Source organism: Mucilaginibacter sp. 14171R-50, from assembly GCF_010093045.1.
In the GTDB taxonomy this organism is placed as follows: domain Bacteria; phylum Bacteroidota; class Bacteroidia; order Sphingobacteriales; family Sphingobacteriaceae; genus Mucilaginibacter.
This window is the reverse complement of the sequence record NZ_CP048115.1, coordinates 1,483,836-1,507,084: the sequence shown is the minus strand read 5'-3', so window position 1 is coordinate 1,507,084 and position 23,249 is coordinate 1,483,836. Positions and strand designations below refer to the sequence as shown.

Genomic DNA, 23,249 nt, shown 5'->3' with positions numbered 1-23,249 from the left:
ACAATATGGAACGCTATATCAAAAAATTCAAGGATACCACCCTTCGCGACATTGCCGAGGTTGGCGGAAAAAATGCCTCGATCGGCGAAATGTTCGCAACGCTGGAACCACAGGGAATTGCTGTGCCTGATGGCTTTGCGGTTACTGCCGCAGGCTACCGGCACTTTTTAAAAATAAATAATTTAGAGTCGCAACTGGCCAAACTGATGGAAATGCTGGATCGAAACGAATTCGTTAATTTGCCTGAGATCGGTCAAAAAGCGCGAACGTTAATCCTGAACGCGCAGATGCCAAACGATCTGCAGCTGGCCATATTTGATGAATATGACTACGTGTTCGATTTTCACGAACAGGCAGTTGCAGTCCGTAGCAGCGCAACAGCTGAAGACCTGCCCGATGCCAGTTTCGCGGGTCAGCACGAGTCCTACTTAAATATCAAAGGCCACCGGGCCGTTGTTGATGCTGTAAAACAGTGTTTTGCTTCGTTATACACCGACCGTGCCATTAAATACCGCGAAGATAAGGGCTTTGCACACGACAAGGTTTATCTATCCGTTGGTATCCAGGCCATGATCCGCGCTGATCTGGGTTGTTCTGGCGTCGGGTTTACGCTGGAACCGGAAAGCGGCTTTCCCGACGTTATCCAAATTTCAGGTGTATGGGGACTGGGGGAAAATATGGTACAAGGTACAGTTGTGCCTGATGAGTTTTTGATTTTTAAACCCACCTTACGTTCAGGCAAGCAGGCCATCATTCAAAAAACATTAGGCAGCAAAAGCAAAATGATGGTTTACCCAACAGATAATGACCAGCAGCGCAATACCGTTAACCTGGACACCCCCTGGGAACTGCGCGAGAAGTTTGTTCTGAAAGACGGGGATGTGCTTAAACTGGCCAACTGGGCGTTATTGATAGAGGCGCATTATCAAAAACCTATGGATTTTGAATGGGCAAAAGACGGTGCCAGCGGCCAGCTATACCTTATACAGGCGCGACCTGAAACTGTACATAGCCAGGAAAAAAAACGCCTGGTAAAAAGTTGTCGTATTATAGAGCAGGGAGAATTGATAACCAGCGGGGCAGCGGTAGGTCACCAGATCACTGCCGGTACTGCACGTTTATTGAACTCGCCCGCGGATATAGGCAAACTGCGCCCGGGAGACATACTGGTGACGGACACTACCAGCCCGGATTGGGACCCTGTACTTAAAAAAGTCGCCGGTATTGTCACCAATAAAGGCGGAAGGACCAGCCACGCGGCCATTATTGCACGGGAACTGGGTGCAGTTGCGGTTGTGGGTACAGAAAACGCTACTGTTAATATACAGGATGGCGAAGTGATAACGGTTAGCTGCGCCGAGGGAAAAGCCGGCAAAGTTTACCGTGGCAAGTTGAATTGGACAGAAAGCATAACAGATGTTGCTTCAGTGAGGTTACCACAGCGGCCGCTGGCACAATTAATCATTGGCGATCCTGAACAAGCCTTTGAGTTATCGTTCTTTCCTAACCATGGAGTTGGCCTGATGCGACTCGAATTCATTATTGCCCGCCAGGTACAGGTTCATCCCATGGCACTGGTGCATTTTGACCAGGTAAGTGAAGAAACCGACCGGATCAAAATTCAAAACCTGACGAATGGTTATGATACGAAAGAAGCCTATTTTATAGATCAACTTGCCCAGGGCGTGGCCACTATAGCGGCGGCATTTTATCCTAAGGAGGTAATTGTACGTATGAGCGACTTTAAGACCAATGAATATGCAGGCTTGTTGGGTGGTAAATATTTTGAACCAAAAGAAGAAAACCCGATGATCGGCTTCCGTGGGGCTTCTCGTTACGACAATGATCATTACAGAGCGGGGTTCCGCCTGGAGTGTGCAGCGATGAAACACGTTCGCGACGATATGGGGCTCAGTAACGTTAAACTTATGATACCATTTTGCCGTACCGTTGCAGAAGGTAAGCGGGTGATTGAACTGATGGCAAAAAACGGGTTAAAGCAAGGCAAGAACGGCCTCGAAATAATGGTAATGGCGGAAATTCCGAGTAATGTATTATTAGCAGAAGAGTTTGCGCAGGTATTTGACGGCTTCTCCATCGGTTCCAACGATCTGACGCAGCTTACCCTGGGCATAGACCGCGATTGTGCGCTTATTGCGGACGAGTTTGACGAGCAGGATGCCGCCAGCGTGCAACTCATCCGGCTGATGATCGAAAAGGCAAATCGTTTAAACAAGCACATTGGGCTTTGTGGGCAGGCAGCCAGCGATTCGGAAGCTTTTGCCCAGATGCTGGTTAAGGCGGGGATAGATAGTATTGCTTTTAACCCGGACGCCCTGATCAACGGCATCAACAACATTAACCGTGTTTTAGCAAACCAAAAGCCATGTCAACCCTCGGTGTAAAAAAACCAATGCCTGATATCAGGCATTGGTGGCTGTTTCCGGCAAGTGGCTGCGTTTTAGTAGGGATGGGCATTTGGATACTTACGGAACAACTGACCGCTTACTTAACGGTATGTATCATCTTCGCGATCGGCATTTTTGTGACAGGAATTATTGAATTTTTGTTTGTACTGCTTACCCGGCGCGCTTCGGGCGTAACACGCTGGGCCTTACTTGGCGCATTTGTTGATCTGTTCATAGGGATTTATCTTGGGTTTTACCCGCTGATATCGTTGGTCATTGTACCTATTATTCTCGGTTTTTGGCTGGTACTGCGCGGGATATTGGCCATCGCCAGCGCCTGGCAGTTGCACGACCACGGGCAGGAAGACTGGGCCTGGTTGTTTCTTTTTGGCGCACTGGTTATGTGTACCGGTGTGCTGATGCTCACGAATATGATCTGGGGCACTGAAGACATTATCTTACATACCGGTGCCGCCTTTGTTATTACCGGCTTGTTCCGGATCTATCTGGGGTTTAGGTTTCGTAGCTTAAAAATCAACAACAACAGCATATGAAGTGTGCATGGGCTGGTATCGTTATCGGTGTATTTCGCAAAGGCCACCCGATGGCTCTAAGTTGTCCGCTGGTCAGGGTACACAGGATGGACATAACGGCAATGGCATTACATCAAACCAGCCAACAATCCGTTGACTAAATAATGCAAAATTAAAATTTATAGTGTCAAGGCTTTGACGTCTGTTTCGCGCTTTTTTTGGCTTGATCCTTAAAATACCCCCTGAACAGGAAATTGTGCTTCAGCGCTTCCATATTTTGATTAAAGCCATCGGTACCTTGTTCGATATGTTCGAGGCTTTTCCGGATGTGCCCGGCGGTCACAGAATCTTTTAGGAGCAGATGTAGCGTCCCCTTGCCATTTACCAGGTCGCTATTGACCTGCCGCAACAGGTCGTCCAGTTCCCTGGTCAGCGACTGTGTATGTTCGGTTGTTTGGCGGATGTTTCCTAATGCGGCACGCAGGTCACCAGCCAGCAGGGTATCGCTTACCAGCGTGCCGGCCAGACCTTTTCCTTTATTAATTTCGGTAACCGTCCTGTTGAGGTTAACAGCCAGTTGATCCGCTTGGGCAGCTGTTCGATCCATGTTTTTTAGCGCCGACTTTAAGCTGTTTCCGATAGAAGGGTCATCCAGCAAAGCCAACAGTTTACTTTCGTTGATGCGGAGTACCGACACCTTCAGCGCCTCTGAAATGCCGGCGATATTTTGATTGGTCCGCGAAAGGGTTTGCAGCATCTCATCTGTATTGATAGCCGGGCGCGAGGAAAGAAGATCGCCGTCACCTACCAATGGATAATTACCTGACGATGGTACGATATTTACGATCTTATTCCCCATCAGGCCTTCCGTTCCGATAGAGGCAACCGAGCGCTGGTGTATGTGCTGCCTGATGGTCTTATCAATCAGTAGCGTTACTTCTATGGTGGTATCATTGATCAGCGTGATATCACTAACTGTTCCAGCCTGGATACCCGCGTATAACACATTGCTTCCTTCTATTAAACTGTTCAGGTTACTAAACCGGGCCCGCAATTTGAATTTTGCGCCAAACAGATGCTGATTCTTACCGATAAAATAAAAGGACAGGATCAGGGCCAGTAAGCCAGCCAGCATAAATCCGCCAAGTTTTCCATTATTAATGCCTTGCTTGCTCATAGTTTTATTCAAAAAATTGTTTTACCAGTGGGTCAGTAGCGTTTTCCAATTCACTGTACGTGCCTTCCATATACACCTGGCCGTCCAGCAGCAGCGCTACATGGTCGGCCGTATTTTTCACGCAATGCATATCATGGGTAATAATGATGGATGCCGTTTGATATTTATGCTGTAACTCCACAATAAGCCGGTCGATTTCCCGGGCGGTTACAGGGTCTAGCCCTGTAGTCGGCTCGTCATATAAAATAATATTCGGTTGCAGTATCATTGTGCGGGCCAGTGCCACCCGTTTTAGCATCCCTCCGGAAAGCTCGGCGGGCATCATATCTACCGTATGAGGAAGGCCAACATTTTCAAGCGCTTCCATCACCAACCTGTTTACTTCTGCCTGCGTTTGCTGCAAACGATGACGCCGAAGGGGAAATTCGAGGTTTTCCCTGACGGTCATCGAGTCGTAAAGCGCATTACCCTGAAACAAGAATCCTATTCTGACCCGGATATCGTCGAGTTCTTCTTCATCCAATTCAGGAATGTTTTTTCCGAAGACCAAAATGCTGCCCCGCTCGGGCTTTAACAAGCCGATGATACATTTGATCAGCACGGACTTGCCGGAACCTGATTTGCCCAGCACAACCACGTTTTCATTGGCATGCACTGTTAGATTAAAATCCTTGAGGACCTTGTTTTTACCAAAGCTTTTGTACAGGTGCTTGACAACGATTATGGGTTCCCGGGTGTCCATCCTTTTCAATTTAAACCAAGAAGGTCAGTTATTTGAACCGCCAGTAGGTCAATGATAAATATGACCACAGAGGATAAGACAACCGCTGAATTAGCTGAATTGCCAACACCACGTGTTCCTTTATTGCAAAAGTATCCTTTAAAGCAGCCTATAACCCCCACAGCGAAGCCAAAAAAGAACGTTTTTATTACTGCAGGCAACAGGTCTCCGAAGCTCAAGCTGTTAAATATCTGATCAAAAAACAAGCGAAAACTGGTGACAGAACGAATGTTAACACCGATATAAGAACCCGTTAAAGAGATCGCATCGCCAAGGACGGTAAGTATAGGCAGCATTAGTGTGCAAGCCAGCACCCTGGTGGCTACCAGGTACTTGAAGGGGTTTGTACCACTAACTTCCATGGCATCTATCTGCTCGGTAACCTTCATCGAACCCAATTCTGCACCAATACTGCTGGCTATTTTACCTGCAAAGATCAGCGCGGTAATAACCGGCCCTATTTCCCGGACAATAGCGATACCTACCATGACGGGCAATTGCGACTCAACCCCATAATCAACCAAATTAGGCCGAAGCTGCATGGTTAGTACTAAACCCATAATAAAACCGGTGAGGCCAACCAATGGAAGAGACTGGTACCCTACGATAAAACACTGTGCTAAAAATTCGCGAAACTCATAGCGCGGTTTCAAGCCTCCGGCAAAAAAGCGGCCTATAAACCGCCCGATTGAGCCGGTTTGTTCTAAGAAAGAGGATATATCTTGACTAAATGCCATATGCGTGCTTTTGATCATAAAATTAACGGAGCGTAGCAAGTTTGCCTATGACCGCCGGCAGCTGCAAAAGTGATCGGCGTCAGGCTTTAGCGAAGCGTTCAAAGTAAGCACGGTCCAGCGTTTCGCGGTGATCGGGATGAGCCAGGGCAATCAGGCATTTCGCCCGTTGTTTCAAGTTTTTCCCAAACAGATCAACGGCGCCGTATTCCGTCACTACCCAATGAATATGTCCGCGGGTGGTAACAACACCGGCACCTTCCTTCAAGCATGGTACAATACGGCTGATGCCTTTATTGGTTTGCGAGGGCAGCGCGATGATAGGCTTACCGCCCTCTGATAAGGCGGCACCCTGTATAAAATCCATCTGCCCCCCGATACCCGAATATTGGAAAGAACCGATTGAATCGGCGCAGACCTGGCCGGTGACATCAATTTCAATAGCACTGTTGATGGCTGTTACTTTCGGATTTTGCCGGATTACACTGGTATCGTTTACATAGCCGATATCCATCACGCCAACGGAGGGGTTGTCGTGTACAAAGTCGTACAACTTTCGGGTACCCGACAGGAAGGCGGTTACAGATAAGCCTGCGTGAATCTTTTTATAACGGTTATTGATCACACCCTTTTCGATCAGGGGGATAACGCCGTCAGAAAACATTTCCGTGTGAAGACCAAGATCCCGATGGCCCGACAGGTTTTTCAATACCTGGTCGGGAATGCCGCCTATACCCAGTTGCAGGGTCGCGCCATCCTCAATAAGCCCGGCAATGTTTTTCCCTATCTTTTCGGTGACAGGATCCGCAGCGCTGGCATAATCCATTTCGGGTAGTTCAGCCTGGTGCCAAACCATGGCGTTAAGGCGGCTCGTATGCACAAAGCCTTCACCATGCGTCCTTGGCATTAACGGATTTACCTGCGCAATTACGTATTTAGCGGTTTCTACCGCGGCGAGTGCAATATCCACCGAAGTGCCCAGCGAACAATAGCCGTGACTATCCGGCGGCGAAACCTGGATCAACGCCACATCGATCGGCATGATCCGTTTACGAAATAGCGCCGGGATCTGGCTCAGAAAGATAGGAACATAATCCCCATGTTCGCTATTCGCGACATTACGGGTGGTGGCAGATACAAATAAAGAATTGAAAAAGAAGCTGCCGCGATGCTCCGGCCTGTCAAAATTAACCTGCCCAAGCGTGGTAATGCTTACCAACTCTACATCCTGTAAGTCGCGCCAGTGTTCCTGAAGCGCTGCAACAAGGTGAATTGGGGTTGCCGCGCTACCGTGAATGAAAACACGGTTACCCGACTGCACGAGTTTAACAGCTTCGGCGGCAGGGATGTAGGCGATGTTTTTCATTTTCACATCCATTCCGCCGCAAAACGATTGAAATCCTGCCTGAGTGTTTTGAAAAATTGCTCTTCCTGTTCATAATCAGCCTCGATCTGATTCGCCGCGTCGACAGTAGCCTGCTGAACGAAATTTTCGGATTGCTGTAAATCTGCTGCCACCTGGTCCAGGTTCACATGTATACGATGTTTTAATTGGTCTATCTGCTCGCGATGAATAACCAGCTGGTTCTGAAAATGCTCGACCTGTTCAGACACCTCGTGCCCCGTGTTATCACCGGCGATCTCTTCGAGCCTTTCCTGTAGAAAACGGATCTCTAATGCATAGAATTCCAGTCCGCGCAAACAAGCCTGATGCGCGAACGTCAAATGTTTAATGTTTGTCTTTTTCATCCTGCAAGTGTAAATGTTTAACGTGCCGTAAAAAGTGACCCAACGCATGTTTGCCCCTGATACGCATCATTGGGTGGCCCACTTAAATATGGGTTCTTTGCTAATAAAAACGGAAGATGAACTTAGCATATCCCCGCATAAAACTGGCCCGCCTGCCCTTATATTGGGTCTTAGCTTTTTTATTCCTGAGTAGCGCACCGGCGCTGGCCGTGCAGCCGGATCCCGAGCTTGCAAGCCAGATCCGATCGCAATTGCAAACAAAAAATAAGTTAGCCTTGTATTTTCCACGGTCTGTTAAAAGGTTTTATGCGGCACGTAACTTTAAGCCCGTCTGGCTGATCAAAGAAACTGGAGAAACGGGCCACGCATGGCAAGCCATGCTATTGTTAGATTGCGTAGTTCAATATGGCCTGTCATACGGCGATTACCATCCGGATGAATTAAAATACGGCCTATTACGTGACATTGCAGAGCAACCTGCTAAAATCAACCGCAAACAGCAGGCGCGCTTTGAGATCATGCTGACCGATGCGATGCTAACCTTGATGGTTCATCTGCACTACGGTAAACTAAACCCCGATTTACCGGCGGCAAAAATAGACGCGGCATATGGTGACCTGCGGGTGGAAACTACCCTGGCGCAGGCATTAACTCAGCCGGATGTAACAGAAAAAATGCTGGCTGTTCAGCCGAACGGTCAAGCTTATCAGGAAATGCAGAACTGGATGCACAAGTGGAAGGGTCAATACCTGGATGATTGTTATGAAGTGCCCGAGGCTGATGTCAGGAAGGTGGCTATTAATATGGAGCGTTTACGCTGGGCAGCGATCGGCCCGGGGCCATACTTACAGGTCGACATCCCGTCATTTACTTTATCGTTATTCCTGCCCGACTCCGTTTATCGCTTTAAAATAGTAACCGGCAGCAGGGCCACGCCAACACCATTATTGAAAAGCCAATTGCTTGCCGTGAGCCTGGTGGCAGGCAACAGCAGGCCCGATCGGGAAAAACACTCAACCCCAAATCAGGAAGATAAAAAAAGGTCGCTTGTAAACTTTGACTTTCCCGGCCGGGGTAATTTATTAATGGGCGAGATCAGGGAAAAAGCATGGTTTCGGCAAGATATGCGCGCACTGAGTATGAGAAATGTAGGCGTTGATCAAGCGGAAAAGCTGGCAGCCATACTCTTACAGGCCGACAGGCAACCTGCTTTAGTCAACACCCTCCGGCACAATCGCAAAGCAGGCCGGTCCATGAACGTTAAGCTGCACAAGCCAGTACAGCTAAAAATCACTTACCTAAGTTGTGGTTTTCAGGACGGACAGCTGATAACCTACCCTGATATCTATCAATTAGACAAAAAATTGGAGCAGGCCATTTACCATGAGTTACCAAAAAAGTTACCCGTAAAGTGAAGGTTGGTCCGGGGGGAAGGAAAATGAGTGATTCAAAAAGGAAAAAGTGATCCGGATCACTTTTTATCCTGAAATTAATTACATTTTGTATTCGTTACAATAACCATATTTGTGATTATAATCACGTTTATGGAAAATGCGGCACTGCTTAAAGCTATTATTGATAACGCCATTGATGGCATCATTACTATAGATGGCCGCGGTATCGTAGAATCGATCAACCCGTCCGCTTGTAAGATGTTCCTGTATGCGCCGGAAGAAGTGATTGGGAATAACGTTTCCATGCTTATGCCCTCACCTTACCACGAAGAGCACGACCACTACATCGCGCGTTACCAACAAACGCGGCAGGCACATATCATCGGCATCGGCCGTGAGGTGACGGGCCTCCGTAAAGACGGAACAACCTTTCCCTTTCGTTTAGCGGTAAGCGAAGTTCAATTTGCCGAACGCAAGATCTTTACCGGATTTATTCATGACCTATCGCGGGAAAAAGAAGCAGAAGAACAGTTAAAAGATTATGCTGCACATCTGGAGGACCTGGTAGAAAGCCGCACCGCTTCCTTAAAAGATTCGGTAATGGCACTTGAGCGAGCCAAAGAAGAGGTAAGTTCATCCCTGGTTAAAGAAAAAGAGCTGGGTTTAATGAAAAGCCGGTTTGTATCCATGGCTTCTCACGAGTTTCGTACGCCGCTCAGCGCTGTTCAGTTGTCTGCTTCGCTGATCGAAAAATATGCTCAGCCTTATGATAACGAAAATATCCGCAAGCATGTAGCCAAAATCAAAGGCTCGGTAGGCGTACTTACCGGTATCCTGAATGATTTCCTATCCCTTGAAAAGCTGGAGGCTGGGAAAGTTGATGCGGTGTGCAGCCCTTTTGATTTGGTTAAATTCGCAGAAGAGATCACTGATGAACTGCAATTGGTGGCTAAACAAAATCAACATATCATTTACCAGCATACCGGCACGGCCAACATGGCCAATCTGGACCAGACCTTGCTCAGGCATTGTATCACTAATCTCATCGGAAACGCCATAAAATATTCCGGCGAAAATACCTTCATAGAATTTAACACTGAGATTGGCCCGGACGAATGTGTGATCTCGATTAAAGACAATGGCATTGGCATCCCTGAAGCCGACCAAAAACATTTGTTCGAGGCATTCTTTCGCGCACATAATACCGGCAATATATCAGGCACCGGTTTAGGATTAAATATTGTAGCCCGTTATGCCGGCCTGATGAATGGCCGCATTGATTTTAAAAGCGAGGTAAATAAAGGCACCTCATTCACCATCACATTCAAGATTGTATGAAAAAGAAAGTGCTTGTTATTGAAGATAATAATGACATTCGGGAAAATATTGTCGAGATCCTTCAGCTGGCGGGTTATGAGGTTAGCGCGGCGGATAACGGTAAAAGCGGGGTTGAACTTGCACAGCAGCATTTGCCGGACGTGATCCTGTGCGATATTATGATGCCGGAGCTGGATGGCTACGGCGTGCTCTACATGTTGAGCAAAAACCCCGCTACCGCGGCCATCCCTTTTATTTTCCTGACAGCAAAGGCCGAAAAAGTAGACCTTAGGAAAGGTATGGAAATGGGCGCTGACGACTATCTTACCAAGCCATTTGATGATATGGACCTGCTAAATGCCATTGAAATGCGCTTAAAGAAAAAAGCCATTCAAAAAGAATTTTACAGCAACTCACTGGAACGGTTGCACACGCTGATTGGCCGGAACGAGGGATTGAATGAGCTGAAAAAGATCATACAGGAACGTAAAAGCCGGCCATTCAAAAAAAACCAGGTGATCTATTACGAGGGTGACCGGGGCACTGGCATTTACCTGATTATAGCCGGTAAGGTGAAAACCATACGCATGGCGGAGGATGGGCGCGAACTGATGACCGGTATATTCGGAAGCGATGAATATTTCGGAGTGAATGCCCAACTCTCAAATGAACCATACAGTGATACCGCTACAGCGTTGGAAGACAGCACCGTTTGCCTTATTCCTAAAGACCAACTGGAACACTTACTGTTTCGTTACCCGGAAGTGGCGCGGGAGTTTATCAAACTATTGGCAGATAATATTCGGGTAAAAGAAGATCAGTTGGTCCAATTGGCTTACCACTCGGTAAGAAAACGTATGGCCGAAGCAGTGCTGCGGCTGTTTAAGCCGGGCCCTGGCGGCGAAAGCTTTAAAATAGCCCGCGAAGACCTCGCTGCGATGGCAGGCATGGCCACCGAGACGGTAAGCCGTACCCTGTCTGATTTTAAAGAAGAGGGCCTTATAGACAAGAAAGGCAGCACGATCACAGTATTAGACGCAAATAGGTTAGCTAAAATGAAAAACTGACAAAAGTCACCTTTCTCTTTGATCAATCTCACCGTTTAGCCTTGCCGGGTACCCTACTTTTGTGAAAAATCATTAGTGGATGAAAGTAATAGCATACAGTATCACCGCTCCGGAAAAAGAGCATCTGGCGAAAGCAAATCAAAAGAAACATGATATTACCCTTATCGCAAATCCTTTGGGGATCGATACGGTCGCCTTTGCAGCCGGAAAGGATGCAGTAATCATATGGAATCACGACGATGTATCAGCAACGATAATAGAACACCTGGCGGCATTGAATGTTCGCTTCATCATCACAAGATCGGTAGAAACCGAGCACATAGATAAAACAGTGGCCGCGAAATATGGCGTTAAAGTAGCTAACGTTTCTACGGGTTCCCTACAGGAAACCGCGGATCAACTTATCCAAATATTGGACTTGTACCAGCAAAACAAATGCGTTGGAGATGCTTGTGCCTGCAACAAAAATTGCCGGGCCGCAAAAAATTTGAAGATTACCTGATGGACCAATATCCTTACCTCGTGGCTAAATATAACATACCATCGCCACGTTATACCAGTTATCCAACAATGCCTTATTGGGATGTTCAAAGCTATACCAAGGCGGGATGGATAGAAACAGTAAAACTGGCTTTTGATGAAAGTAACGCAGCGTCTGGTATTAGTCTTTATGTTCACCTGCCGTTTTGTGAAAACTTGTGTACCTATTGTGGTTGTAATACCCGTATTACAAAAAACCACAGCGTTGAAGAACCATATATTAATGCGGTATTACAAGAGTGGGCAATGTACAAAGCGGTACTTAATGCTCAGCCCCTTATCCGGGAGATACACCTGGGCGGCGGAACGCCTACATTTTTTAGCCCTGAAAACTTAGATAAATTACTCTCGGGATTACTGAAAGGTACCATCAGGCATGAGGAAGCGGAGTTCAGTTTCGAGGCGCATCCTGCAAATACCCGCACAGACCACTTACAAATTTTATATAACCATGGCTTTCGGCGATTAAGCCTTGGCATCCAGGATTTTGACCCTAAGGTGCAGTTTATCATTAACCGGCACCAAACTGTTGAACAAGTGTTGACAGTAACCCAGGAGGCGCGCCGGATCGGCTACACGTCTATTAACTACGACCTGATCTATGGCCTGCCATTACAAACCGTTGATGGACTGACGGATACCATGAACATCGTTACCGGGCTAAAACCGGACCGTATTGCCTTTTACAGTTATGCACATGTGCCCTGGATAAAACCTGGTCAGCGCCGTTTCACCGCAGCGGACCTTCCGGCACCTGAACTAAAAAGTAAATTGCATGACATTGGCCGAAGCTTGCTTACACACTTTGGTTACCAGGAGATAGGTATGGACCATTTTGCCTTGCCAGGCGATGAGTTGCTTGTGGCCGCCAGAGAGGGTGCCTTACACAGAAATTTTATGGGATACACACATCAGCACACCCAGCTACTAATCGGTTTGGGGGTATCTTCGATAAGCGATTCCTGGCACGGTTTTGCCCAAAACGTAAAAACGGTTGAAGAGTATCTGGCCAAAACCGCAGCAGGAGAATTTCCATTGTTAAAAGGCCATATACTTTCTGAAGAAGACTTGTTGCTACGGCAGTTGATCCTGGATATCATGTGCAAAGGCGAAGCCCACTGGGGAGCGCTGAAGGAATTGCCTGCAATAAGGCACGCACAAGAGCGTCTACGCGGATTGGCCGAGGATGGACTGGTGAAACTAACGCCTGATGGCCTGCGGGTTACCAGCTTGGGCAACCGTTTTTTACGCAACATCTGTATGTGTATGGATGCGAGATTATGGGCAGCTCAACCCACTACGCAACTATTCAGCATGGCCGTTTAAAAAAACGGCGGCACAAAATACTTCCGGCCGAACACTTATACCATCCATTAATAGCTCGGCTTTTGGCAAGCCCCGTTGCGAGAAAGCCGGCGTAGCCGGCTAACTGATAAAATAACTTTTACGCAAAGGCCGGTTACGGCCGGGATATTTCTAATACTACCCGACCATCTATCTGGCCGTTTTTCATTTTTTCGAAAACATCATTGATGTCTTCCAGTTTGGCTGCATGCACCGTTGCCTTTACTTTGCCTTCTACGGCAAACGCTATAGCTTCCTGCATATCTTTGCGGGTACCCACAATAGATCCCCTAACCGTGTAACGGTTCAGCACCGTGTCAAAAATAGATAAGTCGAAAGTGCCTTTTGGTAAACCGTTCAAAGCGATGGTACCTTTACGGCGAAGGGCGGAAATACCTTGCTCAAAGGCGATAGGAGAAACCGCTGTGACCAGCACCCCATGCATACCGCCAACAGCTTTTTTCAAATAGGCGCCGGGGTCTTCTTTTGAGGCATTTATAACCAGGTCGGCGCCTAAGCTTTTAGCCAGTGCCAGTTTATCATCTGCAATATCTATGGCTGCCACGTGCATGCCCATTGCCTTAGCGTATTGAACCGCCAGGTGCCCCAGACCGCCTGCACCCGAAACAGCTACCCATTCTCCCGGTTTTACCTCGGTTTCTTTCAGTCCCTTATACACGGTGACACCCGCACAAATGATCGGGGCCATTTCGGTAAAATTAATACCTTTAGGGAAATGCGCCACATATCGCGGGTCTGCCAAAACATATTCGGCAAAGCCACCATCTACGCTATACCCACCATTTAACTGGGTTCCGCACAGCGTTTCCCAGCCGGTAATACAAAATTCGCAGCAACCGCAGGCGCTATGCAGCCAGGGTACACCAACAATATCCCCTTCTTTAACATTTTTCACCTCTGAACCCAGTGCCACCACGTAACCAATGGCCTCGTGGCCTGGAATTAGCGGTAACCCAGGCTTTACCGGCCAATCGCCATTGCACGCATGGAGGTCGGTATGACAAACGCCGCAGGCAACTACCTTCACCAGTATCTGGTTAGCGTGTGGTGTTTTTACCGGAACGATCTCGATCTGCAGCGGTGCGCCGAATTTACGGATCACGGCTGCTTTCATATTTTGTGGTAACATAATATTTCAGTTTAAAATTCAGATCATAAAAATCAGGATCATCAGCAAATGCGTTGCAATGCTGACAGCGAATATCCAAAGAAGCGCTTTGATGCCCGCACCGCCCATTCCGGCAATAATGTTGGCGAAGAAGAGAGCCAGGGTAATGGCCAGCACCCCTACCGGCGCGTTAGTGTAATAGATCAATATAGCGGGAACTGGTAAGATCAATACCCCCTGAAAAAGTAAGGATATGAGAAACCAAAGCATGATCCTGTCGGATTGGCTTTCCATGAAAACGTTCCATTTTCCGAGTAAATTGTTTGTGTGGACAGGGGTTGCGGCTTTAGCTTCCCAATTCGCATTTGATGTTATTGTTGCCATTTTAATTTGTTTATGATACAAATATCCTGAAGCGAAAGCAGGTCAGTCATGACGTTAGGCCCACAGACAAGTGATGCTTGTCACACTTGTTCAGCCGCTAACATCAAAACATGTTAATGGCAAATGGCTACCCCTTGTTGCTGCCTGGCGGGGCTCAGATAGGGTATATTTAGGCTAAGTCCCCTCAACAGGAACCAGCAGCCCAAGCAAATCATCAGGTAAGGCATCCCCTTGTTGATACGTCGGCGAAAAACCGGCCCGACATAACCGGAGCCAATGGTGGCTATAAGCATAAGGGGAAAGGTACCGGCACCAAACCAAAACATATATTGGGCTGAGGCAGCCGCGGAAGAGGTATTTACTGCGCCTGCCAGTGCCAGGTAAACAAAGCCACACGGTAAAAAACCATTCAGCACACCCACCAAGAAATGGCCCCATTGATGGTTGAGGGCATAGCTGATCATCCGCCGGATGGGCGCCACCGAAATGGGCATATACCTGCTTTGAGTGAACCGGGCCTTGAACAAACGTGAAAAGCCTGCCACGACAATGAGTAAGCCGCTAATGATGCTTACAGCTTGCTGCAACCCTGCCAGCCACAGTTGTTCCCCAAGCAAACCGATCAGATATCCCAGTAGCGTATAACTAACTACCCGGCCGGCATTATAGACCAACTTATCGGCAATAACCAGCCACCACTTGTTACGCAAACCCGTAATAGCAAAAGCGAGCGGGCCACACATGCCAATACAGTGTACGCTGCCGAAAAGGCCTATATAGAAAGCGATCTGGTTGGCCGACATCATAAGTAAAGTTGCTGTTGATATAAATAACTCTTCGGTCCGCTTTGCCATTCCAATAACAGGTGCCAGCGCCCTTTTGGCAGCTTAGCGACGAGAAATCCGTTTGTAATTTCCTCGCCGTTTGCTATCGCGAAGGTTTTGTCTTGTGCGGCACTGGAGGGCCTGATAAATTTTGCAGTGCCTTTGGCCGGGCCATTAAAAGCTATCCTGACTATTGTGCCTGTAACGGTAACTATTGGTTCAGCATGGTCGGCCATTACCTGTCGCTCTTTGGCAATATCCGCATTAAAACTTAAACCTTTTTCATAGTACTGATGATCGTACTCGTCAGCCGGAACGCGAAACATATAAAAACACATGCTCAGAATGAAGAGCATGAAAACAGCCATGCCGGTAATTAATCCTTTTCCCCAATTCATATCATTAATCGTTAACAGGCCCCACAAAGGTGGTGCTGATAGTTTGTTTTAATTGCTTGCCTGTATAGAGCTGCAGCTTAACATCAGTTTTCGCCATATGCAAATGAGCAGCCGGGATCTCGACAAAGAACATGGTCTTCACCATGCCGCCTTTCATGACTTGTCCCGGTGCCTGAATGTATTTGACCTTGACGGCCGGATCGTCTGAACGGATAGTGATTACCCGGTTTTCGTTACTTTTATTGATGATCTCGGCGTTATAGATATTACTGATATAGCCGCCGGGTTGCTCCTGGTAAAGCGTACCTGCACTACGCATCACGGTCATGTCCATATCGCCGCGGCTGAATATAAAGTAGCACAAAACGCCGAGCATGATCGTAATTACCGTGGCGTAACCCTTCATCCGGAGCGTGAAAGAAGGTTTCTCCTTTATCCGGATCATGTTTTCTGAATAAAAACCAATGAGGCTTTTTGGCTTGCCTATCTTGCCCATAACCTCATCGCACACATCAATACAAGCGGTACAGTTCACACACTCCAGCTGCGTACCTTTTCTGATGTCGATACCGGTAGGGCAAACCGCTACACATAACCCGCAATCCACACAATCCCCTTTCAAATTAAGCGGGTCGGCATTGCTCTGCAATTTTCCCCGTGGCTCCCCACGAACATCGTTATAAGCTACCACCAGGGTATGCTCATCAATAAGTACGCTTTGCAGGCGTCCGTAAGGGCAGATTACCGTGCATACGATCTCTCTTACCCGGCTGTACACCAGGTAAAACACGATGGTGAACACCCAAATGCTGCCAAAGCCAACTGCGTGGGCAGACACCGGTTCCGTTACGATCTTTAAAAGATTTTCGCTCCCGATAAGGTAAGCCAGAAAAGTATTGGCTATTAAAAATGACACCAGGATAAACGCCACATGCTTGGCTGTTTTTTTGGCTATCTTGGTTTTAGTCCAGGGGCCTGCATCAAGTTTTTTCCGGCGATGGGCATCGCCTTCTATCCATTCTTCGATCTTTCGGAAAACCATCTCCATAAAGATCGTCTGCGGACATATCCATCCGCAAAAAATGCGCCCAAAGGCAATGGTAAACAGAACAATGCAAACCAAAAATACCAGCGACGCCAGCATGAAAAGGAAAATATCCTGGGGCCAGAACACCTGTCCAAGGATGACAAAGTGCCGCTCCATAAAATTCAGGAGCAGTAAGGGTTGCCCGCCGATACGAATAAACGGACCTGCAAAAAAAACGATGAGGTACACATAGCTGATAACCGACCGCCATTTATAATATATGCCTTTACGAATAAGCGGATAAATCCATTTCCGTTCACCTGATTCCTTCACCGCTGTTAGTCCGTTCATCATCGTTAATTTAATGCCAGTTTGCCGGCTTCATCTGCCTCTTTTTCACCCTGTGGCGCTTTAGGATTTGCCGGATTACTACCCTTTAAAGACTTGATATAATTGGCCACATCAGCTATCTGCTTGGGCGACAATTGTTTTTCCCAGGATGGCATACCTTTGGCCGAAACGCCATATTTTATGGTTTTAAAAATATCATTGATCTTTCCGCCGTGCAGCCAGTAATCATCAGTTAAATTAGGGCCAACATTTCCTTGTCCGTCGTCGCCATGGCAAGGCGCGCAGGTTTGTTTGAAGATAGCCTTGCCGGAAGCCAGTACCGCCGGGTCGTGAACCAGTTTTACAGTGCTTTCATCCACACGGTTGGCCGCCTTGCTTAAATATATTTTTTTGGCAACCTCAGCCTGTGCTACCTCATTTTTATACTCGTCGTATTGTAACTGTCCTACGCCAAATACGTGGTAGATCAGCATATAGCAAAATGCAAAAACAATGGTCACGTAAAATAACCACATGAACCATGCGGGCGTGGGGTTGTTGAGTTCCTGGATACCGTCGTACTCATGAGCGATCAGTAAGCTTTTCTCTTCCGACATCGGCTTTAGTGACAATAGCTTCAGGAGTTTTTTGTTATCTCCTGAACTTGGGGCGGGCTTTTCCTTTTTGGCAGGCTGTTCCAGTTCTTTGATCTCGGCATTGCTGTAGCCCTGAAGGCGCAATACAACCTTTGTTATTACCTTAAATGTTCGGAGTAATATCAGAAAAACACCCACAAATAACAGCAGCATAGCAATGATAGCACCAAAGCCTATATAATTTTTTACCTCATCGCTTAGCAAACTATCATTCTGAGCGCCTGCAGTTTGTGCAAATGATAAAATAGCAGGTATAACTAATAACTTTTTCATGATTGGTGAAGGTTTGAGGGTTGAATTTCATTGCCGTCATGCAATGGAAGGTCACTCATGTGTTGGATATGCGCTTTTCGCATACGTATCAGCAATACGGTTACCAGGATGAAAAAAACCAGGAAAATGCCTAATGAAGAAAGCAAATAAACCTGATGACCAGAGACATTTTCGGTGAATTGTTTAAACATGACGTTATTTATTTTTTTCGGTTTTACTGACTTTAATATCGGTGCCCAGCCTTTGCAGGTAAGCGATGATCGCAATGATTTCTTTATCTTTTTTAACCTTAATATGGTCGGTATTTAAATTATCAGCGATCTCCTTCGCCTGCTTTTCCAGATCTGCGTTGGCGACCTTTTCATAACCCTGCGGGTACGGTACCCCTAAGGTTTGCATTGCGCGTATCTTGGCGGCTGTTGTTGCTGTATCCAGCTTTTGTGTAAGCAGCCAACCGTATTCAGGCATGATACTGCCGGGCGACATCAACCGCGGATCCGTCAGGTGATTATAGTGCCAGGCATCACCATACTTGCCACCTTCGCGGGCCAGGTCTGGTCCGGTCCTTTTGGAGCCCCAAAGGAAAGGGTGGTCGTAAACAAATTCGCCCGCCTTGCTATATTCGCCATAGCGTTCCGTTTCAGACCGGAACGGTCTAACCGTTTGCGAATGGCAATTAGAGCACCCTTCTCTGATGTAAATGTCACGCCCCTGCAACTCAAGCGGCGTATACGGTTTTACGCTTGCTATCGTGGGTATGTTAGATGATATGGTTAGGGTTGGCATTAGTTCGATCACCGAACCGATTAAGATCACAATTAGCGACAAGATCATAAACTGTATGGGCCTGCGCTCAAGTCGACGGTGCCAGGCTGTTTCTTGGGCAACGCTATGTGCCGGCTCCAGCGGCATTGCCTGGGCGGCTTCGTTAGCCACCAGGCTACCCTGTTTCGCGGTCTTGATCAGGTTATAGGCCATTACAATTACCCCCAGCAGGTAAATGCCCCCGCCTATCGATCTCATCACATGCATGGGGATGATCCTTAAGGTGGTTTCTAAAAAGTTGGGGTACTTTAACATCCCTTCCGCCGTGAACTCTTTGAGCATCAGGCTTTGGGTAAATCCGGCCCAATACATTGGCACTGCGTAAAAAATGATGCCTAACGTGCCTATCCAAAAGTGAAACGAGGCCAGCTTTTTTGAGTATAGCTCTGTTTTATAAATGCGCGGTATTAGCCAGTAAAGTATGGCAAAAGTGAGGAAGCCGTTCCAGCCAAGAGCGCCTACGTGCACATGAGCTACTATCCAATCGCTGAAGTGGGCAATACTGTTGATCTGTTTCAATGATAGCATAGGCCCTTCAAACGTTGCCATACCGTAAGCGGTTAGGCCAACCACCATAAATTTCAGGATCACGTCATCACGTACTTTGTCCCAGGCGCCGCGCAAGGTTAGCAGGCCATTGATCATACCGCCCCAACTGGGCGCTATCAGCATTATTGAAAAAACGACGCCTAATGATTGCGCCCAACCCGGCAGTGTGGTATATAATAAATGGTGTGGCCCCGCCCAGATGTAAATAAAGATCAGTGCCCAAAAGTGCAGGATACTCAACTTATAGGAATATATCGGACGGTTGGCCATTTTAGGCAGGAAGTAATACATCATGCCTAAATAAGGTGTAGTGAGAAAAAATGCAACCGCATTGTGCCCATACCACCATTGTACAAGGGCATCCTGTACGCCGGCATAGACCATGTAGCTTTTAAATGCAGAAACAGGTAACTCAAACGAATTGACAATGTGCAACACCGCTATGGTAACAAATGTGGCGATATAGAACCAGATCGCTACATACAAATGACGTTCGCGGCGTTTAATGATCGTCCCGAACATATTCCAGCCGAATACCACCCAAATAATAGTGATGGCAATATCTATCGGCCATTCAAGCTCGGCGTATTCATGAGAGGTGGTCAAACCCAAAGGCAAGGTGATAACTGCCGACAGGATAATGAGCTGCCAGCCCCAGAAATGGATGTTGCTAAGCAAGTCGCTGAACATCCGCGCTTTAAGCAGCCGCTGTAAAGAATAATAAACACCCATAAATATTGCATTACCCACAAATGCGAAGATCACAGCGTTGGTATGCAATGGGCGGATACGCCCAAAGGTGGTAAACTGGTTGTGCAGGTTTGCACCCGGCTGATACAATTGGATGGCCGCGATAAGGCCAACGGTCATTCCGATGATGCCCCAAACTACGGTAGCGATACCGAAATTGCGGACGATCTTGTTGTCGTAGTAAAATTTCTCAGGCTGCATAAAAATGTATTACGGTTAATGGGTGTAAAACTAAGCTGCGAAAAAAGGTTGCCGAATGATGTTGATCGACGTAGTTAGTGATGGACATCATTTTTTATTTACCGGTTCATTTTCGTCGTCCAGCAGTATCCGTATGGATGGCGTATACAGGTCGTCATGCTGACCGCTGCGTTGTGCCCAGAAGAAGGCAGCAAGGAAGATCAGCGCCAGCAATACGCTACAGCCAATAAGCAGGTAGATTATATTCATAATAAATTTCTTCTTTTTGCCATAAAATGCGTCGCCAGCGTTGTAAAAGAAATAATTGTTGCGGTGCTTAATGGCATCAATACCGCCGCTACCAATGGCGAAAGGTTTCCCGAAACCGCGTAACTAAGGCCCACCAGATTATAGGTAAGTGATATAAGGAAAGAACAATGTATAATATTTACAGCGTCTTTTGAGAAGCGCAGAAACGCCGGTATTTTAGCAAAAGAACGCCCATCCAGGATGGCATCGCTTCCCGGAGAGAAATTATTCACATCGTCGGTAACGGCTACGCCAAGCTCACTTTGCATCAGCGCGCCCGAATCATTCAGGCCGTCGCCCAGCATCATCACCTGCCGGCCTTGTTGCTGTAAAGTTTCAATACGGTCTAATTTCTGTTGAGGTGACTGAGCAAAGAACAAGTGTTCATTATCCAAAAAATAGGCCAGCAGTTCGCCCCGTTCCTGGTCCTGATCTCCTGACAGGAGATAAAGCGTATAAGAATCGGCCAGTTCAGCAACCTGTTTCAGCCCTTCCCGGTATTGATGGTTAAAGCCAAAATATCCCAGGTACTGCCCGTCTATCATCAGATGGACGCGGGTTGTCAAATGTTCACCCTGCGATTGCCCGAAAATCAATTTACTGCTGCCCACCAGTAACCGGTGACCGTCTACCGTCGCCCGGATGCCCTCCCCCGCGATCTCACAATAATCGGTAACGTTCCCTTTTTCCGGGTAACCAAAGTATTGGCAGATCATCCGGCTAAGGGGATGGATAGAATTAGCGCAAGCACTGTATATCAGCCGCCGGTGTTTCGGACCTAACGTTCCGTTAAGTTCTATGCTTTTGCTGCCGGTGGTGATGGTACCTGTTTTGTCCATCACCAGGGTATCGATCCGGGCCAACTGCTCCACAACCGCCGTGTTTTTCAGATAAAATAAATTCCTGTCGAAAATACTTAAAGCGGCGGCCATGGTGAATGGCGTACTTAACGCCAGCGCACAGGGGCAAGCTACAATTAGTACTGCTGTAAAAGCATCTATCCCCCGCCTGTAGTCAAAAGGTAGCCAGGCCGCTAACGATATCATCGCAACAGCGATGAGTACAATGGTAAAATACTTACTGACCCTGTCGCTAAAGGTTTTCATCCGGTTGTCTTGCTTCCTGGTAAAAACCTCATTGTTCCAAAGTTGGGTCAGATAACTTTGAGAGACGGCCTTTACTACTTCAAGCTCGATAGCCTCTCCTGTTTGCCTGCCGCCGGCATAGATGATCTCGCCCAAGGTTTTGTTAACCGGTACCGCTTCACCGGTCACAAAACTGAAGTCGATCAGTGCTTCTCCTTTGAGCAGAATAGCATCAGCCGGAATGATCTCGTTATGACGGATAACTATCCGGTGACCGGTTTGGATTGCTGACAGCGGCAAGGCCTTTTCCCTTCCTTCTGCAATAACCTGCACCGCAACCGGAAAGAATGAACGATAGTCCCGCTCAAAAGAGATATGATGATATGTTTTTTGTTGTACAAATTTACCTACCAGCAGGAAGAATACCAGGCCGCATAGTGTATCTGCAAAACCAGCCCCGCTATTTGTTGCCACTTCAACAACAGTTCGTAAAAACAATACGGCAATGCCCAGGGCTAACGGAAAGTCGATATTTAGTACCTTGTTTTTTAAGTTGTACCAGGCCGAAACAAAATAGCCCCGCCCGCTGTAAAACACTACCGGCAAACTGAACAGCACATTTAGCCAGCCAAAAAAATACTTGAAGGATTGTTCAAATGCAGACAGGCCGAAATATTCCGGAAAACTGAGCAGCATCACATTGCCAAAACAAAAACCGGCCACCGCTATCTTTTGAACCAGATTCCCTTTCGACGCTTTATTTTGCTTTTTGATTATATCCTGTAAACTGATCAGCGGCTCATAGCCGATATCGTTCAACAGCTCCACTAATTGTTGCAGCGTAAATTTTCCCGCGTCATAACGAACGATCAGTTGCTTTTTTAAAAAATCTACCCGCGAGTAATGAATGCCCGGGTTAAAGCGGTTCAATTGTTCAAGCAACCATAAGCAGGAACTGCAGTGGATGTGTGGAATGTATAGTGTAATAGCCTGCTGACGTTCATCCGCATAGTCCAATAGCTCGGCCATAACTTCCGGGTTACTCAGATAATCAAAACGCTTGTCTACCCGTGTCCGGGTTGTTCCCGGGTGGTCGTTGTAATGATAATAACTGCACATGCCCGCCCCTGAAAGTATGGTGTACACGCTTTGGCAGCCTTGACAGCAAAATTGTCGGTCATCTTTTTGATATGCGGTGGTCTGACATTCATCACCACAATGGTAACAAAGGGTGTTAACCAGCGTATGGGTTTCGGCCATTTCTTTTTTCTTCAAAAATCGAGGATTCTTGCAGGCGCCGGAATGACCACCAGGTCCGAAAAAAATGATGCCGGTCATTTTTTTGAGAACTTCCGTACTGTTTACCATAATTCTGCAAAAACGGCCAGAGGAAAAAATAGCGCGGAATATAGCGATTATGACGGCGGTCATTTATTGGGTATTGCAGGCGCATTACCTTTGGAAGATTCTTAAATGGATTTCACGG

Annotated in this window: 22 protein-coding genes; 8 read left to right on the top strand and 14 right to left on the bottom strand. The window is 47.2% G+C overall.

Annotated features, from left to right (window positions below; translation table 11 throughout):
- The first annotated feature begins 5 nt into the window (after positions 1 to 5).
- Entirely contained in the window at positions 6 to 2,405 is a 2,400-nt protein-coding gene (gene ppsA / locus GWR56_RS07025; RefSeq protein ID WP_162430423.1) for a phosphoenolpyruvate synthase, read from the top strand.
- Positions 2,387 to 2,962 carry an HdeD family acid-resistance protein gene (locus GWR56_RS07020; protein ID WP_162430422.1) on the top strand — a complete coding sequence of 192 codons (576 nt, stop codon included), beginning with the start codon at positions 2,387 to 2,389 and terminating at the stop codon, positions 2,960 to 2,962. The genes ppsA and GWR56_RS07020 overlap by 19 nt, the downstream gene beginning before the upstream one ends.
- 166 nt (positions 2,963 to 3,128) lie before the next feature.
- Here GWR56_RS07020 and GWR56_RS07015 read toward each other — a convergent pair whose 3' ends face one another.
- The 5 genes from GWR56_RS07015 to GWR56_RS06995 all read right to left on the bottom strand — a co-directional run bounded on the left by GWR56_RS07015 (position 3,129) and on the right by GWR56_RS06995 (position 7,382).
- Positions 3,129 to 4,118: an MlaD family protein gene (locus tag GWR56_RS07015; protein ID WP_162430421.1), complete on the bottom strand. Its 990-nt coding sequence runs from the start codon at positions 4,116 to 4,118 to the stop codon at positions 3,129 to 3,131.
- Positions 4,119 to 4,122: 4 nt separating this feature from the next.
- Complete coding sequence (locus GWR56_RS07010) at positions 4,123 to 4,860, bottom strand: ABC transporter ATP-binding protein (protein ID WP_162430420.1); 738 nt, start codon at positions 4,858 to 4,860, stop codon at positions 4,123 to 4,125.
- Positions 4,861 to 4,865: 5 nt separating this feature from the next.
- The gene (locus tag GWR56_RS07005; RefSeq protein WP_162430419.1) at positions 4,866 to 5,636 is read right to left on the bottom strand and encodes an ABC transporter permease; all 771 of its coding nucleotides are present in this window, start codon (positions 5,634 to 5,636) and stop codon (positions 4,866 to 4,868) included.
- Positions 5,637 to 5,715: 79 nt separating this feature from the next.
- The gene (locus GWR56_RS07000; protein ID WP_162430418.1) at positions 5,716 to 6,999 is read right to left on the bottom strand and encodes an acetyl-CoA hydrolase/transferase family protein; all 1,284 of its coding nucleotides are present in this window, start codon (positions 6,997 to 6,999) and stop codon (positions 5,716 to 5,718) included.
- Between the two features lie 2 nt (positions 7,000 to 7,001).
- Positions 7,002 to 7,382 (bottom strand): hypothetical protein, encoded by a 381-nt coding sequence (locus tag GWR56_RS06995; protein WP_162430417.1) that lies wholly within the window; start codon positions 7,380 to 7,382, stop codon positions 7,002 to 7,004.
- 116 nt (positions 7,383 to 7,498) lie between these two features.
- On the opposite strand from GWR56_RS06995, the gene GWR56_RS06990 reads away from it, so the two are divergent.
- From GWR56_RS06990 to hemN, 5 genes are all read left to right on the top strand, one after another.
- Positions 7,499 to 8,797 (top strand): hypothetical protein, encoded by a 1,299-nt coding sequence (locus GWR56_RS06990; protein ID WP_162430416.1) that lies wholly within the window; start codon positions 7,499 to 7,501, stop codon positions 8,795 to 8,797.
- Between the two features lie 129 nt (positions 8,798 to 8,926).
- A complete protein-coding gene (locus GWR56_RS06985) occupies positions 8,927 to 10,114 on the top strand; it encodes a PAS domain-containing sensor histidine kinase (RefSeq protein ID WP_162430415.1) in 1,188 nt (395 codons plus the stop codon).
- Positions 10,111 to 11,160, top strand: coding sequence for a response regulator (locus GWR56_RS06980; RefSeq protein ID WP_162430414.1), 1,050 nt, complete (start codon positions 10,111 to 10,113; stop codon positions 11,158 to 11,160). Before GWR56_RS06985 ends, GWR56_RS06980 begins: the two co-directional genes overlap by 4 nt.
- Positions 11,161 to 11,239: 79 nt before the next feature.
- Positions 11,240 to 11,662: a lactate dehydrogenase gene (locus GWR56_RS06975; RefSeq protein WP_162430413.1), complete on the top strand. Its 423-nt coding sequence runs from the start codon at positions 11,240 to 11,242 to the stop codon at positions 11,660 to 11,662.
- On the top strand, positions 11,662 to 13,026 hold the full coding sequence (gene hemN / locus GWR56_RS06970) for an oxygen-independent coproporphyrinogen III oxidase (RefSeq protein ID WP_162433136.1): 1,365 nt from the start codon (positions 11,662 to 11,664) through the stop codon (positions 13,024 to 13,026). The genes GWR56_RS06975 and hemN overlap by 1 nt, the downstream gene beginning before the upstream one ends.
- 133 nt (positions 13,027 to 13,159) lie before the next feature.
- On the opposite strand, the gene adhP is transcribed toward hemN, so the two are convergent.
- From adhP to GWR56_RS06925, 9 genes are all read right to left on the bottom strand, one after another.
- The gene (gene adhP / locus GWR56_RS06965) at positions 13,160 to 14,194 is read right to left on the bottom strand and encodes an alcohol dehydrogenase AdhP (RefSeq protein WP_162430412.1); all 1,035 of its coding nucleotides are present in this window, start codon (positions 14,192 to 14,194) and stop codon (positions 13,160 to 13,162) included.
- Positions 14,195 to 14,212: 18 nt separating this feature from the next.
- A complete protein-coding gene (locus GWR56_RS06960) occupies positions 14,213 to 14,557 on the bottom strand; it encodes a hypothetical protein (protein WP_162430411.1) in 345 nt (114 codons plus the stop codon).
- Between the two features lie 113 nt (positions 14,558 to 14,670).
- Positions 14,671 to 15,411 carry a sulfite exporter TauE/SafE family protein gene (locus GWR56_RS06955; protein WP_238395323.1) on the bottom strand — a complete coding sequence of 247 codons (741 nt, stop codon included), beginning with the start codon at positions 15,409 to 15,411 and terminating at the stop codon, positions 14,671 to 14,673.
- On the bottom strand, positions 15,360 to 15,779 hold the full coding sequence (locus GWR56_RS06950; RefSeq protein ID WP_162430410.1) for a FixH family protein: 420 nt from the start codon (positions 15,777 to 15,779) through the stop codon (positions 15,360 to 15,362). The genes GWR56_RS06955 and GWR56_RS06950 overlap by 52 nt, the downstream gene beginning before the upstream one ends.
- 4 nt (positions 15,780 to 15,783) lie before the next feature.
- Positions 15,784 to 17,160: a cytochrome c oxidase accessory protein CcoG gene (ccoG, locus tag GWR56_RS06945; RefSeq protein WP_238395322.1), complete on the bottom strand. Its 1,377-nt coding sequence runs from the start codon at positions 17,158 to 17,160 to the stop codon at positions 15,784 to 15,786.
- Between the two features lie 2 nt (positions 17,161 to 17,162).
- On the bottom strand, positions 17,163 to 18,065 hold the full coding sequence (locus tag GWR56_RS20765; protein ID WP_162430409.1) for a cbb3-type cytochrome c oxidase N-terminal domain-containing protein: 903 nt from the start codon (positions 18,063 to 18,065) through the stop codon (positions 17,163 to 17,165).
- Between the two features lie 195 nt (positions 18,066 to 18,260).
- Positions 18,261 to 20,390, bottom strand: coding sequence for a cytochrome-c oxidase, cbb3-type subunit I (ccoN, locus tag GWR56_RS06935; RefSeq protein ID WP_162430408.1), 2,130 nt, complete (start codon positions 20,388 to 20,390; stop codon positions 18,261 to 18,263).
- A gap of 87 nt (positions 20,391 to 20,477) precedes the next feature.
- Complete coding sequence (gene ccoS / locus GWR56_RS06930; RefSeq protein ID WP_162430407.1) at positions 20,478 to 20,639, bottom strand: cbb3-type cytochrome oxidase assembly protein CcoS; 162 nt, start codon at positions 20,637 to 20,639, stop codon at positions 20,478 to 20,480.
- Positions 20,636 to 23,023, bottom strand: coding sequence for a heavy metal translocating P-type ATPase metal-binding domain-containing protein (locus GWR56_RS06925; RefSeq protein WP_162433133.1), 2,388 nt, complete (start codon positions 23,021 to 23,023; stop codon positions 20,636 to 20,638). Before GWR56_RS06925 ends, ccoS begins: the two co-directional genes overlap by 4 nt.
- On the opposite strand from GWR56_RS06925, the gene GWR56_RS06920 reads away from it, so the two are divergent.
- Positions 22,982 to 23,236 carry a hypothetical protein gene (locus tag GWR56_RS06920; protein ID WP_162429146.1) on the top strand — a complete coding sequence of 85 codons (255 nt, stop codon included), beginning with the start codon at positions 22,982 to 22,984 and terminating at the stop codon, positions 23,234 to 23,236. The two genes, GWR56_RS06925 and GWR56_RS06920, sit on opposite strands and share 42 nt — an antisense overlap.
- The last annotated feature ends 13 nt before the right edge of the window (positions 23,237 to 23,249 follow it).